This window comes from Brachybacterium alimentarium (genome assembly GCF_002332425.1).
Lineage (GTDB): Bacteria > Actinomycetota > Actinomycetes > Actinomycetales > Dermabacteraceae > Brachybacterium > Brachybacterium alimentarium.
In genome coordinates this window covers 160,334-178,142 of the sequence record NZ_NRGS01000022.1, presented here as the reverse complement: position 1 = coordinate 178,142, position 17,809 = coordinate 160,334, and the positions used below count along the sequence as shown (strand labels likewise).

At 69.5% G+C, this 17,809-nt stretch carries 16 protein-coding genes and 3 tRNA genes; 8 read left to right on the top strand and 11 right to left on the bottom strand.

From position 1 onward, the window contains the following. Positions 1-23: 23 nt before the first annotated feature. The 3 genes from CIK71_RS13205 to CIK71_RS13195 are packed head-to-tail and all read right to left on the bottom strand — an operon-like array spanning position 24 to position 2,625. Positions 24-893, bottom strand: coding sequence for a Nif3-like dinuclear metal center hexameric protein (locus CIK71_RS13205; protein WP_096166136.1), 870 nt, complete (start codon positions 891-893; stop codon positions 24-26). Beyond that, on the bottom strand, positions 890-1,351 hold the full coding sequence (gene sufU, locus CIK71_RS13200; protein ID WP_096166135.1) for a Fe-S cluster assembly sulfur transfer protein SufU: 462 nt from the start codon (positions 1,349-1,351) through the stop codon (positions 890-892). Before sufU ends, CIK71_RS13205 begins: the two co-directional genes overlap by 4 nt. Further along, complete coding sequence (locus CIK71_RS13195) at positions 1,348-2,625, bottom strand: aminotransferase class V-fold PLP-dependent enzyme (RefSeq protein WP_096166134.1); 1,278 nt, start codon at positions 2,623-2,625, stop codon at positions 1,348-1,350. Before CIK71_RS13195 ends, sufU begins: the two co-directional genes overlap by 4 nt. Positions 2,626-2,696: 71 nt before the next feature. Between CIK71_RS13195 and CIK71_RS13190 the strand changes: the two genes are divergently transcribed. Next, positions 2,697-3,041 (top strand): hypothetical protein, encoded by a 345-nt coding sequence (locus tag CIK71_RS13190; RefSeq protein ID WP_096166133.1) that lies wholly within the window; start codon positions 2,697-2,699, stop codon positions 3,039-3,041. A 161-nt stretch (positions 3,042-3,202) separates the two neighbouring features. Here the strand turns inward: CIK71_RS13190 and CIK71_RS13185 are convergent. Both CIK71_RS13185 and CIK71_RS13180 read right to left on the bottom strand, forming a co-directional pair. Next, positions 3,203-3,276 (bottom strand) — tRNA-Val (locus tag CIK71_RS13185). Positions 3,277-3,391: 115 nt separating this feature from the next. Then, a complete protein-coding gene (locus tag CIK71_RS13180) occupies positions 3,392-3,811 on the bottom strand; it encodes a DUF3052 domain-containing protein (protein WP_096166132.1) in 420 nt (139 codons plus the stop codon). 450 nt (positions 3,812-4,261) lie between these two features. On the opposite strand from CIK71_RS13180, the gene aceE reads away from it, so the two are divergent. The 5 genes from aceE (at position 4,262) to CIK71_RS13155 (ending at position 10,768) form a co-directional block, all read left to right on the top strand. Beyond that, complete coding sequence (aceE, locus tag CIK71_RS13175) at positions 4,262-7,006, top strand: pyruvate dehydrogenase (acetyl-transferring), homodimeric type (protein WP_096166131.1); 2,745 nt, start codon at positions 4,262-4,264, stop codon at positions 7,004-7,006. Between the two features lie 114 nt (positions 7,007-7,120). Then, a complete protein-coding gene (locus tag CIK71_RS13170; RefSeq protein ID WP_096166130.1) occupies positions 7,121-8,071 on the top strand; it encodes an ACP S-malonyltransferase in 951 nt (316 codons plus the stop codon). 1 nt (position 8,072) lies between these two features. After that, positions 8,073-9,074, top strand: coding sequence for a beta-ketoacyl-ACP synthase III (locus CIK71_RS13165; protein WP_096166129.1), 1,002 nt, complete (start codon positions 8,073-8,075; stop codon positions 9,072-9,074). A 132-nt stretch (positions 9,075-9,206) separates the two neighbouring features. Then, positions 9,207-9,455 carry an acyl carrier protein gene (locus tag CIK71_RS13160; protein WP_096166128.1) on the top strand — a complete coding sequence of 83 codons (249 nt, stop codon included), beginning with the start codon at positions 9,207-9,209 and terminating at the stop codon, positions 9,453-9,455. Between the two features lie 71 nt (positions 9,456-9,526). Further along, positions 9,527-10,768, top strand: coding sequence for a beta-ketoacyl-[acyl-carrier-protein] synthase family protein (locus tag CIK71_RS13155; RefSeq protein WP_096166127.1), 1,242 nt, complete (start codon positions 9,527-9,529; stop codon positions 10,766-10,768). Positions 10,769-10,854: 86 nt separating this feature from the next. Here the strand turns inward: CIK71_RS13155 and CIK71_RS13150 are convergent, their stop codons facing one another. From CIK71_RS13150 to CIK71_RS13130, 5 genes are all read right to left on the bottom strand, one after another. Beyond that, the gene (locus tag CIK71_RS13150; protein ID WP_096166126.1) at positions 10,855-11,346 is read right to left on the bottom strand and encodes a DUF3145 domain-containing protein; all 492 of its coding nucleotides are present in this window, start codon (positions 11,344-11,346) and stop codon (positions 10,855-10,857) included. A 94-nt stretch (positions 11,347-11,440) separates the two neighbouring features. Further along, a complete protein-coding gene (locus CIK71_RS13145; RefSeq protein ID WP_096166125.1) occupies positions 11,441-11,929 on the bottom strand; it encodes a peptide deformylase in 489 nt (162 codons plus the stop codon). Beyond that, a complete protein-coding gene (locus tag CIK71_RS13140; protein ID WP_096166124.1) occupies positions 11,926-12,456 on the bottom strand; it encodes an OsmC family protein in 531 nt (176 codons plus the stop codon). Before CIK71_RS13140 ends, CIK71_RS13145 begins: the two co-directional genes overlap by 4 nt. 75 nt (positions 12,457-12,531) lie before the next feature. Continuing rightward, a tRNA-Asn gene (locus CIK71_RS13135) sits at positions 12,532-12,607 on the bottom strand. Positions 12,608-12,779: 172 nt separating this feature from the next. After that, a complete protein-coding gene (locus CIK71_RS13130; protein ID WP_096166123.1) occupies positions 12,780-13,871 on the bottom strand; it encodes a LacI family DNA-binding transcriptional regulator in 1,092 nt (363 codons plus the stop codon). 166 nt (positions 13,872-14,037) lie between these two features. On the opposite strand from CIK71_RS13130, the gene CIK71_RS13125 reads away from it, so the two are divergent. Together CIK71_RS13125 and CIK71_RS13120 are read left to right on the top strand one after the other, a co-directional pair. Beyond that, a complete protein-coding gene (locus tag CIK71_RS13125; RefSeq protein WP_096166122.1) occupies positions 14,038-15,309 on the top strand; it encodes a glycoside hydrolase 5 family protein in 1,272 nt (423 codons plus the stop codon). Between the two features lie 144 nt (positions 15,310-15,453). Further along, positions 15,454-15,530: transfer RNA gene (locus CIK71_RS13120), tRNA-Ile, on the top strand. A gap of 239 nt (positions 15,531-15,769) precedes the next feature. On the opposite strand, the gene CIK71_RS13115 is transcribed toward CIK71_RS13120, so the two are convergent. Continuing rightward, positions 15,770-17,506 (bottom strand): glycoside hydrolase family 76 protein, encoded by a 1,737-nt coding sequence (locus tag CIK71_RS13115; protein WP_245857559.1) that lies wholly within the window; start codon positions 17,504-17,506, stop codon positions 15,770-15,772. Between the last annotated feature and the right edge of the window lie 303 nt (positions 17,507-17,809).

Sequence of the window (17,809 nt, the reverse complement as noted above, 5' to 3'; positions counted from 1 at the left end):
GACCCTCGCCCCGCGGCCGTCCTTCAGCCGGCGCGACCGCTCCACGGATCCGTGGTGTGCCCGCTGACCAGCACCTCGAGACCGGGGAGCGCCTCCTGCAGGAGCTGCCGGGCCTGAGGGAGCCACAGCGCCTCGCTCGCGGCATGCGGCACGTCGATCAGGGCCGGCACCGCCGCCGGGTCCGCGGACGCTTCGACGTGCTCGAGCGCCGGATGGTGTCGCAGATCCGAGGTGAGGTAGACGTCGACCCCCGCGGCAGCGGCCTGGTCGAGGAAGGAATCCCCAGCCCCCGGGCACACGGCGATCGTGCGCACGGCACGGTCCGCCTCCCCGGTGTGCAGGATCCCGCGGGCGGTCTCCGGCACGATGTCGGCGACGGCGGCGGTGAGCTCCCCGACGGTGGTGGCGGCCGGCAGGACCCCGACCGCGCCGAGGCCGAAGAGCTGCGAGCCGTGCGCACCGCTCTGGTCGGTGTCGCGTCGGCCGGACACGAGGGGTCGCGGCTCCTGCAGGTCGAGCGCGTCGATCCACGCACCGACCGTGCCTCGGGTGGAGCGGTCGACGTTCGTGTGACCGCACCACAGGCCCGTCCCGGCCCGCAGGAGGCTCGTGACGACGGCACCCTTCCCGTCGTCCGCCGGGAGGAAGCTCGCCCCGCGCAGCAGCAGCGGATGATGGGTGATGAGCAGCTCAGCGCCCCGCTCGATCGCCTCGCCGGCCACCGCGACCGTCGGATCCACGGCGAGCAGCACCGTCGAGACCGGCGCGGACCGCTCGCCGAGCACCAGGCCGACGCGGTCCCAGTCCTCCGCCCAGGAGAGCGGATAGGTCTCCTCGAGGACCTCGACGACGGTCCCGAGGGTCCGGGCCGGGGTGCCGTGCGTGCTCGTCATGAGCGGAGCGCCTGCGACTCGACCAGGGCCGCCTGGTAGGCCTTCCACGGCATGAGCACGCATTTCACCCGGGCGGGGAACTTCGCGGCACCCAGCAGGGCGACGCCGTCCCCGATCAGGTCCTCGTCGCCCTCGAGACGACCGCGGGAGCCCATCGCGGCCTCGAAGTGCTCGCGCACGGGCTCGATCTCGGCGACGCTCCGGCCGATCAGCAGATCCGCCATGATCGAGGCGGCGGCGCGGCTCATCGCGCAGCCGATCGCGTCGTAGGAGACGTCCTCGATCTGCTGCGTCGCGCCGCTGCCGGTCAGCTGCAGGCGCAGGGTGATCTCGTCGCCGCAGGTGGGGTTCACGTGATGGACCTCGGCGGTGAACGGCTCACGCAGGCCCGCATGCAGCGGGCGCTTGTCGTGCTCCATGACGAGCTCGGTGTACAGGGAGTTCAGACCCACGGTCATGACAGTCCTCCGAAGAAGTCGGTGGTGCGGGCGACCCCGGCGACGAAGGCTTCGACCTCGTCGGCAGTGGTGTGGACGGAGAAGCTGGCCCGCGTGGTGCCATGCAGCCCGAAGCGCCGGTGCAGAGGCCAGGCGCAGTGGTGACCGACCCGGACCTCGATCCCGAGGGAGTCCAGCACCTGGCCGACGTCGTGCGGATGGCGTCCGGCCAGGTCGAAGGACACGGCGCCGGCGCGGTGCGGCCCGACGGAGGGGCCGATGATCCGCACCCCGTCGATCTCGGAGAGCCCGCGCACCGCCTGGTCGGTCAGCGCGCGCTCGTGCTCGGCGATGGTCTCCATCCCCAGGGCGGTGAGGTAGTCGCACGCGGCGGCCAGACCCACGGCCTGGCTGATCGGGGGCGTGCCGGCCTCGAAACGGGCGGGCGGCTCCGCATAGGTGCTGTGATCGAGATGGACCACCTCGATCATCGACCCGCCGGTGAGGAACGGGGGCATCGCCGCGAGGTGCTCGTACCGCCCCCAGAGCACGCCGATGCCGGTCGGGCCCAGCATCTTGTGCCCGGACAGCACCGCGAAGTCCACGCCCAGTGCGGCGACGTCGAAGGGCATGTGCGGGGCGGACTGCGCGGCGTCGAGCACCGTGAGCGCCCCGACGGCCCGGGCGGCCTCGACGAGCCGGTCGACGGGATTGATCGTCCCCAGGACGTTGGACTGGTGGGTGAACGCCACGACCTTCGTGCGCGCACCGATGAGGGCATCCAGGTCGGAGAGGTCCAGCGTGAAGTCGTCGGCCATCGGGATCCAGCGCAGCGTGGCGCCGGTGCGGCGCGCGAGCTCCTGCCACGGCACGAGGTTCGCGTGATGCTCCATCTCCGTCACGAGGATCTCGTCACCCTCCCCCACTCGCAGCGCGGGTGGCGTCGACGGGTCCCCGTTGCCGAGCGAGTACGCGACCAGGTTGAGCGCCTCGGTCGCGTTCTTCGTGAAGACGACCTCGTCCGGCGAGGGGGCACCGACGAAGGCCGCGACGGTCTCCCGCGCCTGCTCATAGGCGTCGGTCGCGGCGGAGGCCATCCGGTGCGCACCCCGCTTCACGGCGGCGTTGTCCCGGGTGAGGAAAGCGACCTCGGCATCGAGCACCTGCCGGGGACGTTGCGAGGTGGCGCCGCCGTCGAGGTAGATCATCGGGGTCTCGGGATCCAGCATGCGCTCGAGGATCGGGAAATCCGCCCTGATCGCCTGGATGTCGAACGCTCTGCTCGGTGAGTTCACCTGTGCAGCTCCTCCTTCGATCGGTGCCGGTCGCCGCACAGCGACGGACACCGTGAGGTGCAGGTGGAGCCGTGCGCGACAGTGGCTCCAGTATAGGAAGCCGACCGGGCCGATCCCTGGGCCGTGAGATCCTGTCCACACCTGACCCCGCACCGCTCGGAGGATGCACCATCAACACCCTGATCCTGCTGCTGTTCGGACTGACCCTCATCGTCTTCCTCGGCATCGCCGTCCTGCGCATGCTCTCCTACCAGCGGCGCGAACGCGAGGATGCACGCAGCGACGGCTTCCCCTCGGGCGAACGCCCCCGCACCGACGAGCAGAAGGCGAAGGACAAGCGCGCCGCGTCGATCTGGGGCGGACTCGCCGTCCTGGTGCCGTGCCTGCTCGTGCTCGCCTACTACGTCTCCCGCTGACTGCTGAAACGGGCCGAGTCGACGGCCCTGCCGAGGCAACCGGGGCCCGGTGGGCGCCTGCAGACCGACGCGGGTCCTCGATGCGAGCGACGGCCGACGCGGCCGACGGCGCGTGCGTTGCGCTCGACATTGCGCGCGGCCACGCGCGATGGAGCCTGCGGTGGGTCGTGAGGGGCTCGAACCCCCGACCTCCTGGGTGTAAACCAGGCGCTCTGACCAACTGAGCTAACGACCCGGGCGGGGCGGTGCCCCGTGACCCCGCGCGCGAGCGGGCGCGCGCGAACGATCCTGTTCACCCCACATACGGGGTGCTGTTCACCCCGCGCACGGGGTGGCGAACGTGGAGACGATCAGTTGGTGCGGCTGGCCAGGCGGGTGCCCGTCCAATCCGCCGCCAGGGTGACGGTGCTCATGACACGCAGACCGGCGATGCCGGCGCTCTCCTGGATGTCGGCGGGCGCGACATGGCCGTCGCGACCGGCCTTCGGCGTCAGCACCCACACCGGCGCACCGGGGGCGAGGGTGGTGAGCGTGTCGACCATGGCGTCGGTCAGATCCCCATCGCCCTCGCGCCACCACATGATCACGCCATCGACGATCTCCTGGCAGTCCTCATCCTCGAGATCCTCGCCGAGGATGTCCTCGATGGCGTCGCGGAGGTCGAGATCGACATCGTCGTCATAGCCGAACTCCTGGACTATCTGGCCCTCGGTGAAGGCCAGCGTCTCTGCAGGAGAGCTGGGCGAAGTGGCGTCGGCCGACGGTGACAAGAAAAGGCTCCTCACGGGATGGGACTGTAGACAGGCGGCAGGATGGACGGGACCGCTGGGGCCCACTGGCCATCCTGTGCCTGCGCAATGGTATGCCACACGGGATCCTCACGCACTCCGATCCTGGGCCGGGGTGAGATTACCCGGTCACGCCGCTCATGCACGAGCGGACCATGCCGCCGCGCACGACACTCGCGGGCGTCGTCGGGGCCCGGCGTGAACCGGGAGGCCGCCAGGACGCCACCGGTCACCAGCGGGTCACCGCACGACCGACAGGACCTCGGCGGCCCCCAGGGTGTCCGGCGTCTCACAGGTGAGGAGGACTTGTGCAGACTCTGCACACCCTCAGCGACGGTAGGCTGACCGGAACCGAGGCCACAGGAGCCGTGCCCACCGGCGCTCCGTTGCTCCCACGGCCGGTCCATCGCCTCCCGTAGAGAGAAGGACAGTGTGACTTCGCACGAGACTCCTCGTCCCATCGGCATCAACCTGCCCAGCCATGCGCAGGATCCTGACCCGGAGGAGACGCAGGAATGGATTGAGTCCTTCGACGGCCTCGTCGAGCATCGTGGCTCCGACCGCGCCTCCGAGGTCGTCCAGAGCCTGATCCAGCATGCCCGCAACCAGGACCTGCACCTGCCGGACTCCCTGACCACGGACTACGTGAACACCATCGCGGTGGACGAGCAGCCCGAGTATCCCGGCGACGTGGAGCTCGAGAAGGAGCTGCGCAACATCAACCGCTGGAACGCGGCGATGGTGGTCCATCGTGCCCAGCGCCCGGGCGTCTCCGTCGGCGGCCACCTCTCGAGCTACGCCTCGATCGCCACCATGTACGAGGTCGGCTTCAACCACTTCTTCCGCGGTCGCAACCACCCCGGCGGCGGCGACCACGTCTTCTTCCAGGGCCACGCCTCCCCTGGCATCTACGCCCGCGCCTACCTCATGGGCCGCCTCGGCCAGGAGGACCTCGACGGCTTCCGCCAGGAGTTCTCCAGCGAGCACGGCATGCCGTCCTACCCGCACCCACGGGCCATGCAGGACTTCTGGGAGTTCCCGACCGTGTCGATGGGCATCGGCCCGGTCGCCGCCATCGAGCAGGCCTCGTTCGACAAGTACCTGCAGAACCGTGATCTGAAGGACACCAGCGAGCAGCACACCTGGGCGTTCCTGGGCGACGGCGAGATGGACGAGGTCGAGTCCCGTGGCGCGCTGCACATCGCGGCGAAGGAGCACCTGGACAACCTCACGTTCGTCGTCAACTGCAACCTGCAGCGGCTCGACGGCCCGGTGCGCGGCAACGGCAAGATCATCCAGGAGCTGGAGAGCCAGTTCCGCGGTGCGGGCTGGAACGTCATCAAGCTGATCTGGGGCGCGGGCTGGGATCCGCTGCTGGAGGCCTCCACGGACGGCGCCCTCATCGACCTGATGAACGTCACCCCCGACGGCGATTACCAGACGTACCGCGCGGAGAACGGCGGCTTCATCCGCGACAACTTCTTCGGTCGCGATCCCCGCACGAAGGCCCTCGTCGAGGACCTCTCGGACGACGACATCTGGTGGAAGCTCAACCGCGGCGGCCACGACGCGAAGAAGATCTACGCAGCCTTCCAGGCCGCGGTCGAGCACAAGGGCCAGCCCACCGTGATCCTCGCCCACACGATCAAGGGCTACCGCCTCGGCAAGAACTTCGCGGGCCGCAACGCGACCCACCAGATGAAGAAGTTCACCCTCGAGGACCTCAAGGCGCTGCGCGACACGCTGCACATCCCGGTCACCGACGAGCAGCTGGAGTCCGGCAGCGTCTACGACGCACCGCTCTACATGCCCGAGGACGATGCCCCGGTCATGCAGTACCTGAAGTCCCGCCGTGGTGAGCTCGGCGGGCCGGTCCCCTCGCGCAGCACCGAGCACAAGGCGCTCGACCTGCCGGGCGACAAGGCCTACGAGGTCGCACGCCGCGGCTCGGGCAAGCAGGAGATCGCCACCACGATGGCTCTCGTGCGACTGCTCAAGGACCTCATGCGCGACAAGGAGACCGGCAAGCGCTGGGTCCCGATCGTGCCGGACGAGGCCCGCACCTTCGGGATGGACTCGCTCTTCCCGACCGCGAAGATCTACAACCCGGACGGTCAGAACTACCTGTCCGTGGACCGCGATCTGCTCCTGGCCTACAAGGAGTCCACCTCCGGCCAGATCAAGCACATGGGCATCAACGAGATCAGCTCCACGGCGGCGTTCACCGCGGCGGGCACCTCGTACGCCACCCATGACTTCCCGATGATCCCGTTCTACATCTTCTACTCGATGTTCGGGTTCCAGCGCACCGGTGACTTCTTCTGGGCCGCGGGCGATCAGATGGCCAAGGGCTTCGTGATCGGCGCGACCGCCGGCAAGACGACGCTCGCCGGCGAGGGCCTGCAGCACATGGACGGCCATTCGCCGATCCTGGCCTACACGAACCCCGGCACCGTGATCTACGACCCCGCGTACGGCTACGAGCTCGGACACATCATCCGGGACGGCCTGCAGCGCATGTACGGCGAGGACGACCGTCTGCAGGAGGTCTTCTACTACATCACGGTGTACAACGAGCCGATCGTGCAGCCGGCGGAGCCCGAAGGCCTGGACGTCGAGGGCCTTCTCAAGGGCATGTACGTGCTCGAGTCGGCTCCCGAGGGCGAGGGCCCCGAGGCCCAGCTGCTCGCCTCCGGCGTCGGCGTGCCGTGGGCGCGCCACGCCCGCGAGCTGCTGGAGGAGGACTGGGGCGTGCGCGCCACGGTCTGGTCGGTCACCTCGTGGGCCGAGATGCGCAAGGACGCCCAGGAGGCGGAGAAGCACAACCTGCTCCACCCCGAGGAGCCGCGCACCCCGTGGATCTCGGAGCGTCTGCAGGGCGTCGAGGGGCCGTTCGTCGCGACCTCCGATTACGACTTCCTGGTGCCGGACCTGATCCGTGAGTGGATCCCCGGCCAGTACGGCGTGCTCGGCGCGGATGGCTGGGGCTTCTCGGACACTCGTCCGGCCGCCCGTCGTCATCTGAAGATCGACGCGCACTCCATGGTCGTGAAGGCCCTGCAGCTGCTCGCCCGCGAGGGCAAGGTCGACGCCTCCGTGGTGCGCCAGGCCATCGACAAGTACGACCTCGCCAACGTCAACGCGGGCCAGTCCGGCTCCTTCGGCGGCGAGTCCTGATCACCCCACCGGGCCATCCCTCCTGCGGGAGGGGCGGTCCGGTGGTCTTTTTTCCCCGGGCCTCGCCCTCAGCGGCGGCGGGGCCCGTTCGTCTCTCTCTTCCTGGAGGTTCCCGTGCTCGCTATCGTCTGCCCCGGCCAAGGGGCGCAGAAGCCCGGATTCCTGAACCCGTGGCGTGAGCTGCCCGGCGTCGAGCAGACGCTGGTCTCCCTCTCCGAGGGGGCCGGCGTGGATCTGGTGCGCCATGGCACGGAGTCCGACGCGGACACCCTCCGCGACACCGCCGTGGCCCAGCCCCTGCTGGTCGCCGCCGGTATCGTCGCCGCCGCCCAGCTGGGTGCGGGCACGGACCTCCCCGTGGCGGACGTGATCGCGGGGCACAGCGTCGGAGAGCTGACCGCCGCTGCGCTGTCCGGCGTGCTGAACGACGAGGACGCGATGCGTCTGGTCGCGGTGCGCTCCCAGGCGATGGCGAAGTCCGCCGCGGCCGAGCCCACCGGGATGGCGGCGGTCGTCGGCGGCACGCGCGACGAGGTGCTGGCGGCCATCGAGCGCCATGGCCTGCACCCCGCGAACATCAACTCCGCCGCGCAGGTCGTGGCCGCCGGCTCCCTCGACGCGATCGCGGCGCTAGGCGAGGACGGTCCCGCCAAGGCCCGCGTCATCCCGCTGCAGGTGGCGGGCGCGTTCCACACCCCGTACATGGCCGCTGCCCGCGAAGAGCTCGCCGCCTTCGCACCGGAGCTCTCCCCCACCGCTCCGACGGTTCCGCTGGTGTCCAACGCCGGGGGCGAGATCGTCACCGACGGATCGCGCTACCTCGACCTGATCGTCACCCAGGTGGCCTCCCCGGTGGACTGGGAGGCCTGCATGGACGCGCTGCGTGAACGCGGCGTGACGGCGCTGGTCGAGGTCGCACCCGCCGGCACCCTCACCGGACTCGCCAAGCGCGAGCTCAAGGGCATCGCCCTCGCGAACCTCAACACCCCTGACGACCTCGACGCCGCGCGCGCCCTCGTGCGCGATCACGCCGGTGTGCCCTCGACCGCGGACCAGGAGAACTGACATGGCCGTTTCCCTCCAGCCCAAGCCCATCGTCCCGGGTTCGCAGGTCCTCGCCTACGGCGCGGCCCGCGGCGACCTCGTCGTCCCCAACGACGACCTGATCGAGCCGATCAACTCGTCGGACGAATGGATCCAGCAGCGCACCGGCATCATCACCCGCACCCGCGCGAGCAGGGACGTCGGCGTCAAGGACCTGTCCCTCACCGCCGCCCGCGAGGCCGTCGAGCGCTCCGGGATCGACATCGGGACGCTCGACGCGATCATCGTCTCGACGATCTCCTTCCCGTACCCGACGCCGTCGCTCGCGACGCTCCTCGCCGGAGAGCTGGGCCGGCCGGACGTCATCGCGTACGACATCTCCGCCGCCTGCGCCGGCTTCGCCTACGGCATCGGCCAGGCCGACGCCCTGATCCGCACCGGCGCCGCACGCCATGTGCTGGTCATCGGCGCGGAGAAGCTCTCCGACTTCGTGGATCCCACCGACCGCTCGATCTCCTTCCTGCTGGGCGACGGCGCGGGCGCCGCGATCGTCGGGCCCAGCAACGAGCCGAGGATCGGCCCCACCGTGTGGGGCAGCGACGGTGACAGCTGGAACACCATCCGCATGACGAACTCCCTCGTGGACTACCGCGACGGGGACGGCGGCTGGCCCACGCTCGAGCAGGACGGCCGCACCGTGTTCCGCTGGGCCGTCTGGCACACCGCGAAGAAGATCCGCGAGATGCTCGAGCAGTCGGGCCTCACCGTCGAGGACATCGACGTGTTCGTCCCCCACCAGGCGAACATGCGGATCGTCGACGAGCTCGCCAAGCAGCTCAAGCTCCCCGAGAGCGTCGTCATCGCCCGCGATATCGCCGAGACCGGCAACACCTCCGCGGCCTCGATCCCGCTGGCGACCCATCGCCTGCTCGAGGAGGGCACTGCGAAGAGCGGTGACGTGCTCGTGCAGTTCGGCTTCGGCGCAGGCCTGGCGTACGCCGGCCAGGTGCTGATCCTCCCCTGATCCCCGCGGCGTGCGGTCGGGCTGTCACCCGTATCACGCCACAAGGACCACATCGCCACGGCTGACGGAAGACCGTCCGTCGCGCAGGTAGTCTGTCACCGCCACACATCCCATTCACCTAAGGAGAACCCCATGGCACACACCGAGAACGAGATCCTCGAGGGCCTGGCCGAGATCGTCAACGAGGAGACGGGTGTCGCCACCGAGGACGTCCAGCTCGCGAAGTCCTTCACCGACGACCTCGACATCGACTCGATCTCCATGATGACCATCGTCGTCAACGCGGAGGAGAAGTTCGACGTGCGCATCCCCGACGAAGAGGTCAAGAACCTCGCCACCGTCGGCGACGCCGTCAAGTTCATCGAGGGCGCTCAGTCCTGATTTCCGCCTGACGCCCGGGGCTGCCTGTCCCGGGCGTCGCTGTCTTCCCGCCATCCGACCCGGAGGTCCGTATGTCCGCTTCCCGCCCCCGTGTCGCCGTGACCGGCCTGGGCACCGTCAACCCGCTCGGAGGCGACATCGCCTCCACGTGGGAGGCCGCCCTCGCCGGTACGTCGACCGCGCGAACCCTGGACAACGACTGGAAGGAGCGCTACGGCCTGTCCGTGGACTTCGCCTGCCAGATCGTTCCCGGCGCCGTCGACTCCCTGACGCGCCCCGAGGCCAAGAAGCTCGACCCGTCGGGTCAATACTCGATGGTGGCGGCCCGTGAGGCCTGGGCCGACGCCGGAGCCCCGGACGTCGCCCCCGAGCGCCTCGGTGTGGTGGTCGGCACCGGCATCGGCGGCATCTGGACGACGCTGGACCAGTGGGACGCCGTGCGTGAGCGCGGCGCCCGACGGGTCAATCCCTTCACGGTGCCGATGCTCATGGCCAACTCCTCGAGCGCCCAGATCTCCATGGAGCTCGGTGCCCGCGCAGGCGCCCACACTCCGGTGTCCGCGTGCGCCTCCGGGTCGGAGGCCGTCGCGCTGGGCATGGGCATGATCCGCGACGGTCGCGCAGACGTCGTGGTCGTGGGCGGCACCGAGGCGTGCATCCACCCGATGACGCTCGCGGCGTTCGCGAACATCCGTGCCCTCTCGAGCCGCGTCGATGATCCCGAGCATGCCTCGCGTCCCTACGACGTGGACCGTGACGGTTTCGTCCTCGGCGAGGGTGCGGCCATCCTGGTGCTCGAGAGCGAAGAGCATGCGGCCGCGCGCGGTGCCCGGGTGTACGCCTATGCGGCCGGTCGGGGCATGGCCTCGGACGCGCACCACATCTCCGCTCCCTCAGCGGAGGGCCAGGCCCGTGCGGTGCGCGAGGCCCTGCAGGACGCCGACCTCGCCGCGAAGGACATCGTGCACGTCAACGCGCATGGCACCTCCACCCCGCTCGGCGACATCGGTGAGCTGAACGCGGTCTCCGACGCGCTGGACGGCGCCACCGACCAGATCGTGGTGACGTCGACCAAGTCGATGACCGGGCACCTGATGGGCGGTGCCGGTGCGCTCGAGTCGATCTTCTCGACGCTGGCCGTGCACCATCGCGTCTCTCCGCCGACCGTCAACATCGCCGAGCTCGACCCCGAGACCCCGATGCGGATCGCGCAGAACGCTCCGGTGGAGCTTCCCTCGGGCGACATCGCCGTGCTGAACAACGCGTTCGGCTTCGGAGGCCACGACATCGCCGTGACCTTCACCAACGCCTGACGCTCGACGCAAGACGACGCGGCTGCCGGAGATGCTCCGGCAGCCGCGTCCTTGTTCCGGGTGCGATGTCCCGGGCGCGGTCCGTCTCAGCTGACGCGATGCAGCCAGCGCATGGGCACACCGTCGCCCGCATGCCGGTAGATCTCCAGCTCCTCGTCCCAGGGCTCCCCCAGCGCGATGGAGAGCTCTCGACGCAGGGCGAGCGGGTCGTCGCCGGCGCGCTCCATGCAGCCGCGCACGTGATCCTCGGTGAGCACGATGTTCCCGGCGCGGTCGGTGGCGGCATGGTGGATGCCGAGCTCCGGCGTGCAGCTCCAGCGAGTGCCGTCGCTGGAGACGGTGGCCTCCTGGGTCACCTCGAAGCGCACCTCGTGCATGCCGCGCAGAGCGCTGACGAGCCGGGCCCCGGTGTCTTCACGACCCCGCCAGGTGAGTTCGGCCCGTAGCAGCCCGCGCGCGACGAACTGGTCCTCCCAGCGCATCCGTGCGGGCGCGCCGAGGACTCCGTTGGCGGCCCATTCGATATGCGGTGCGAGGGCGCGCGGGGCGGAGTGGATGTAGAGAACACCCTGAGTCATCTCGTTCCTTCCGGTCTCCGATGCGTCTTCCCCAACGAATCGGAACCGCCCGGAGCGTGTGAGATGCCGGACTTCTCTGCATGCGCCCCCGAGCTTAGAGGGTTTCCCTGATCTGGCGCAACGCCTTCTTCTTCACAGAGCGTTCGAGGCCGTCGATGTAGAGCTCGCCGTCGAGGTGGGACACCTCATGCTGGATGAGTCGCGCGGTGATGCCTTCGCCTGCCAGCTCGATCTCCTGGCCCTCCACGTCGATGCCCACGCAGCGGGCGTAGACGGAGCGGGTGCGCGGGAAGAAGAGGCCCGGCACGGAGAGACAGCCCTCGTCGTCATGCTGGAGCTCCTCGGAGAGCTCGACGATGACGGGGTTGAGGATGCAGCCGATGCCGTGGTCCTCGAGGTTCCAGGAGAAGGCGCGCAGGCTCACGCCGATCTGGTTCGCCGCCACGCCGGCCCGGCCCTCGTCATCCACGGTGTCCATGAGGTCCTGGACCAGACGGCGTGTGCCGTCGGTGATCGTGCGGACCGGGTCGCAGGGGGTGCGCAGCACCGGGTCGCCGACGATGCGGATCGGTCGGATGCTCATCGCTGCGTGGTCTCCTGCTGGTTCGGGCTCTCGGACGCGGTCACGTCCGAGCGTGAGGCCACGGCCTCGGACTCCTGGTCGTCCCGGAGCATCGTGTGGGTCACTCGGGCACCGGGGACGATCGTCCGCTCGACGGTGCAGGCAGCTGCCACGGCTCGCTCGAACACCGTGACGATCCTGGCGATCTCCGCCTCGGTCAGTCCCTCGAGCGGCAGCTGCACCTCTTCGGCCAGCGTCGTGTAGCGGTTCTCGGACGCATCGGAGTCTCCGTGCGCCCACAGGCGCATGTCGAAGTCCTCGCCGAGGCGCCGTGCCAGGTTCTCGTCCGAGGACATTCCCGCGCAGCCGATGAGTGCGAGCTTGAGCAGCTCCCCGGGGCTGATCTCCCCCTCACCCTTGCCGATGGGGATCTCGACCCCGCGCCGGTTGTGCCCCCTCAGGGTGCGGCTGCCGGTGCGATCGGCCCAGACGCTCCCGGGGCCGGCCTGCTCCGGGATCGGGAAGCGCTCATCGGGAACGGCGGTCATCGCTCTCCTTCGTGAGAACACGGACGGACGAAACAACGCAGCCCCGGGGAGATCCCCGGGGCTGCGTTCCTGCTGTGGCTCCCGCAGTTGGACTTGAACCAACAACCCTTCGATTAACAGTCGAATGCTCTGCCGATTGAGCTATGCGGGATCGACCTGGATAACAGTAGCAGTACCCGGCCGGCGGTGCACCCTCGATTGCGGCTCCCACCGGGGAGTATGACCTATCTAACGAGGGAGTCGGAGGGTGGTGCGCCGCGGCTGCGGGAGGCTGCGCGGCAGGTTCGGAGCGGTGCCGGTCGGGCGCGGCGCGCGGAGGCCGCTCAACCGGCGTCGGCGCCGGCGGTCGAGGCGCGGACGATGAGCTGCGGATCGATCGCTCGCACCTCGCCGGTCGCTGCCTGCGCTGCGTCGGGCAGGGGGCGGCGACGGTCCGCGTCGATGATCTCGAGCAGACGGGTCGCGGCGACGCGGCCGTACTGCACCGCAGAGCGTCCGATCGCCGTGATGGCCGGTCGGTGCGTGCGGGCCAGGGCGGAGTCCTCATAGCTGGCGACGGCCATCTGCTGCGGGATGCGGATCCCGTTCTCGAGCAGCACCTGGCTGCCCGCGAGGGCCATCTCGTCGCTGTCGAAGATGATCGCCGACGGCGCGTCCTCCTCGGCGAGCAGGCCCTCGGTGGCTGCGGCCGCTCCCTGAGCGCCATAGCCGGCATCCTGCAGCACTCCGGTGGCACCGAGCTCCTCGCAGCGATCGAGGAAGGCACGGTCCCGCTGAGCGGTGTGGAAGAACTCCGCCGTGCCCGCCACCCGCGCGATGCGTCGGTGGCCGAGGCCCACCATATGATCCACCAGGAGCGTCGTGGCCACCGCGTCATCGACGTAGACCGCGGGGAGGCTCCCGTGGTGGCCGGGACCACCGATCACGAGGGCCGGCTGGCCGAGCTTCTCGAGTGCGGGGACCCGGGGATCGTCCTGCCGGAGATCCACCATCACCACGCCGTCCACGCGCCGCTGGCCGAACCATCGTCGATAGGTCTCGATCTCGGCCTCGGTGGACTCCACGATCTTCATCTGCAGGGAGTAGTCCTCGGTGCTCAGCACCTCCTGCAGCCCCGCCACGAAGGCGCCGAAGAACGCCTCGTTGCCGAGCACTTCGGCCGGTCGGGCGAGCACCATGCCGACCGCGAGCACCGGGGCGCCGGTGAGGGCGCGCGCCGCCGGGGACGGCTCCCAGTCCAGCTCCCGAGCGATGTCCATGATCCGTGCACGGGTCGCATCGGACACTCCGGGCCTGCCGTTGACCGCGAGCGAGACGGCCGCGGCCGTGACTCCGGCGCGATCGGCGATGTCGGCGATGGTGACGCGGCGGGGGCGACCGGCTCCGCGCGGCGTGGAGACTCTACTGGTGGACATGGGTCGGCCCCTCAGGTCGGGAACTGTACGAACAAGCTCATCATGCCGGTACTTGAGCGCTATAGTAACAGTCGGGAACCTCTCTCACCGGGTGTTTCCCCTCCCGATCAGTCGGCGCCGCCGCCGATTCGCCGACCTTCTCACCACCTACGACGGAAGGACGAGGATGCTCCGCCCCGTCCCGGCTGCCGCCGGCTCCCTCACCCCGCGCTTCGGCGTCAACTACACGCCACGCATCGGATGGTTCCACTCCTGGCTGGATCTGGCCCCGGATGCGGTCGCCGAGGATCTTGCCGCGGTCGCCTCGCTCGGGGTCGACCACGTGCGGATCTTCCCGCTGTGGCCGCTGCTCCAGCCCAACCGCACGCTGATCCGGCCACGCGCCCTCGAGGACGTGAGGACCGTCGTCGATGCGGCTGCGGCCGTGGGCCTCGACGTGGTGGTCGACGCGTTGCAGGGCCATCTCTCGAGCTTCGACTTCGTGCCCAGCTGGCTCAGCAGCTGGCACCGGCGCAACATGTTCACCGATCCCGAGGTGGTCTCTGCGACTGCAGAGCTGGTACGAGCCCTGGCCGCCCAGCTGGCCGATGCCCCGAACCTCCTGGGCCTGACCATCGGGAACGAGGTCAACCAGTTCTCGGCCTCCAACCATCCCGACCCCGACCCGCTGTCGACCGATCAGGCGAGGGTGTGGACGGCGACGATGCTGGATGCCGCCCGCGCCGGCTCCCCGAGCGGGATGCACACGGTCGCCAACTATGACGCCGCCTGGTTCATGGACGATCACGCGTTCACCCCCGATCAGTCCGCTCAGCTCGGAGATGCCACCGTCGTGCACTCCTGGATCTTCGACGGCACCGGTCAGCGCTACGGTGCACGCTCCTACGAGGTCGCGCATCGCACCGAGTACTACCTGGAGCTCGCACGCGCCTTCTCCCCCGCCCCTCAGCGGCCCCTGTGGCTGCAGGAGGTCGGTGCGCCCCGCAGCATCCTCGAGGAGTCGGACGTCCCCTGGTTCGTGCGCAGCACGGTGGAGAACTCGCTGCAGTGCCCCGAGCTCTGGGGCATCACCTGGTGGTGCTCCCACGACGTCTCCCGTGAACTGTCCGACTTCCCTCCGCTCGAGCACACGCTGGGGCTGTTCGACGAGCACGGCAGGATCAAAGGCGCCGGAGAAGCCTTCCGCGATGCGATCTCCGCCGCACGGGAGGCCGCTCCCCCGGCTCCACGCGGACGCGCGATCGAGCTGCCCGTAGGTCCCCAGCCGCTTCTGCATCGCAGCGCCGCCGCACCGGGCGGCTCCGTCTTCGAGGAGTGGATGAGGGCGTCACGGGCCGGCGACCGGCCGACGCTCCAGGTGGTGAGGGAGCATGCCCACGACGCCGTCGCCGGTGACACCCGCACGGGCGGCGCCGTCGCGACCCGCGCCGAGGTCTGACACGAGGCCTCCGGCACAGCGTTCGCCGCGGACGCAGAGTGCGTCGCGCCGACTCACCTCCGCCCACGTCCGGCCCGCCCATGCATCTGTCCAGGTCACGATGGGTGATCGTGGTAGATTCTTCCCGGCCCTGCGCAGGGTCATGGCCCAGTAGCTCAGCCGGTCAGAGCAGCGGACTCATAATCCGTCGGTCGCGGGTTCAAGCCCCGCCTGGGCTACCAGGTCAGAGCCGTAGTCGGGAGTTGCACGGCCTCTTCGGTACGCAGTGGACACGTTCCCTCATGACGCATCGCCCGGCCTGCGGAGCAGCGGGGTATCCCGTATTCTCTCTGAATGGGCTTGCTCGGAGTACTCCTCGAACTCGTCGTCGGCTTTCTGATCGACGTGGTCATACCGAGCTTCACGCCGAGCAGGAGACGCCGACGGAAACCGTCTCGGGACGGTTGATCGAGCGGTTCGTTCACGCCCCGCTGTACTGCGCACTCACGTGGTGCACCTGGCCGCCCCACCCATCCTCCGGGAAGGCATCGGAGACCTTCAGGTAGACGTCCTTGTCCTCGTCGCCGAGATAGGGCGTCAGATCGATCGTGTGGTCGCCCCGGTTCGAGGCATCCCGCAGGGGCTCGTCCTCGGCCAGCACCCGGGTCCAGGTCTCCCCGTCCGGTCCCACGTCCACCAGGAACTGGTTGCTGATCGTCACGGTGAGCTCCGCGGCGGTCGTGCTCGCCGGAAACGGGAAGCGATAGACGAAGAAGCTCGTCCCGTCGGCGAAGCGGCCCGGTTCGTCGGTGACACCCGAGCCGCCGACGTCCCACAGCCACGGCCCGTCCTCGGTACCGCCGTCGAAGTCGATCGCGCGGGCCACGAGGACCTCGGACCGGGCGACGAACTCCAGTCCACCGAGGGCGGTGGCCGTCACCGAGACGAGATGGTGTCCGTCATCGGCCTCCGCCGGGATCGTCACCTGCACCGGGAGGGTCGTGGAGATCGGCGTGCCCTCGTCCTCCGGCACGTCCAGGTCGATGCTGCCCGCGACCTCGATCCTCCAGCCGTCCGGTCCCTCCCCCTCGATGCCCACGCGGACCGGCCTGGAGGCGGTCGAGGTGAGGGCGACGTCCAGGTCGAGCTGCACCGACGTGGGCTCGCCGTCAGGGATCACCACCGGCGGTCGGGAGAGGGAGGCCGACAGGGAGCGGCGCACACCGGAGTCCGCGAGGTCCGCGATCAGAGCGCTCAGGGCGCTGGCCTGGGTGCGCCAGTCGAAGACGTTCGGGGAGTCCTCGGTGCTCGCCCCGGCCCATCGCACGCCGAGCTCGTCGCCGATCGTGCGGTCGTCCTCCCAGATCGTCGCGGCCTGGGTGGCCACGGCCTGCCGGTAGCGGTCCTCCCCCGTGGTGTCCGCGAGATCCATCAGATAGCGCAGGAAGATGCCCTTGAACTGCTTGTGGTTGTCGTTGGTGGTCTCCCCCAGCACGTCGGTCCACTCGGTGAGGATCCCGTCGGTGACCAGGGCGCCCTCTACCAGTGCCGAATCGGCGACATATCGCGCGGCCTCGAGCAGTTCCGCGTCCCCGGTGGCCCGCCACAACTCCAGCGCAGCCCCGATCGCCAGTCCCTGGTTGTACGTGTACACACGATCGCCGTTGTTCTCGCAGGCGTCGGTCAGCCCGTCGTTGACCAGGCCGCGCTCGTTGAGCAGACCGCTGTCCGCGTACCAGTCCCAAGCGACCTGGGCGCGGTCCAGCCACACCGTGTCACCGTCTATCCGATTGTGCAGCTCGGCCGTGATCCGGATCCACTGGCCGTTGGTGACGGCGTTCTTGTAGGTGCGCTCCTCGTCCCACCAGATGCCCCCGTCGCAGGTGGCGGGATCCCAGAAGTCGTTCATGAACTCGCCTATGGTCACGGCCATGTCCAGATACTTCGGGTCCTGTGTCAGGTCATAGGCGGTGATCCAGGTCAGCGCCCACCAGCCGGAGTCGTCGATGGCGCGGCTGGTGAAGTTGCCGTACAGCTCGTCCCCGGAGAGCTCGCCGGCCGGGAACGGGCCCTTGTTCCGCTCGAAGGTGCGGTCGAGCTGCTTCAGGTAGCGTCGATCGCCGCTGCGCAGCATGTAGTCCCCGATGGTCTGGAGGGCCACGGCGGAGTTCCACCAGCTCGACGGGAACCAGGCCTTGTCCTCGTCGTAGTCGGACATCAGCACGTCCGCCGCGACTCGTGCTCGCGCGAGTGCCTCTGCTCCTCGGACACGCGGTTCTCCCGGTGGAGCGGCGTGGGCGTCGGAGGCCGCTCCGAGTGCAGGCAGGGCGGCAGCCGTCAGGGCGACAAGGGTGCGGCGTGTCATCGTCATCGATGGGACTCCCGATCATGGCGCTCGGTCATCGAGCGCACTGTGCGTCCCGTGCGGGCCCACGGACGACGACGAGCATTCCACCGCCGCTGCCGAGCGTCAATGACTGCGGACGGCCTGGACGGACGGTTCGGGGCCTCAACTCGCTCG

Bases quoted from the DNA above. Each gene is read 5' to 3' on its own strand.
- CIK71_RS13205 (WP_096166136.1), bottom strand. From the start codon at position 893: ATGACGAGCACGCACGGCACCCCGGCCCGGACCCTCGGGACCGTCGTC.
- sufU (WP_096166135.1), bottom strand. From the start codon at position 1,351: ATGACCGTGGGTCTGAACTCCCTGTACACCGAGCTCGTCATGGAGCAC.
- CIK71_RS13165 (WP_096166129.1), top strand. From the start codon at position 8,073: ATGGCCGTTTCCCTCCAGCCCAAGCCCATCGTCCCGGGTTCGCAGGTC.
- CIK71_RS13160 (WP_096166128.1), top strand. From the start codon at position 9,207: ATGGCACACACCGAGAACGAGATCCTCGAGGGCCTGGCCGAGATCGTC.
- CIK71_RS13155 (WP_096166127.1), top strand. From the start codon at position 9,527: ATGTCCGCTTCCCGCCCCCGTGTCGCCGTGACCGGCCTGGGCACCGTC.
- CIK71_RS13150 (WP_096166126.1), bottom strand. From the start codon at position 11,346: ATGACTCAGGGTGTTCTCTACATCCACTCCGCCCCGCGCGCCCTCGCA.
- CIK71_RS13145 (WP_096166125.1), bottom strand. From the start codon at position 11,929: ATGAGCATCCGACCGATCCGCATCGTCGGCGACCCGGTGCTGCGCACC.
- CIK71_RS13140 (WP_096166124.1), bottom strand. From the start codon at position 12,456: ATGACCGCCGTTCCCGATGAGCGCTTCCCGATCCCGGAGCAGGCCGGC.
- CIK71_RS13130 (WP_096166123.1), bottom strand. From the start codon at position 13,871: ATGTCCACCAGTAGAGTCTCCACGCCGCGCGGAGCCGGTCGCCCCCGC.
- CIK71_RS13125 (WP_096166122.1), top strand. From the start codon at position 14,038: ATGCTCCGCCCCGTCCCGGCTGCCGCCGGCTCCCTCACCCCGCGCTTC.
- CIK71_RS13115 (WP_245857559.1), bottom strand. From the start codon at position 17,506: ATGTCCGACTACGACGAGGACAAGGCCTGGTTCCCGTCGAGCTGGTGG.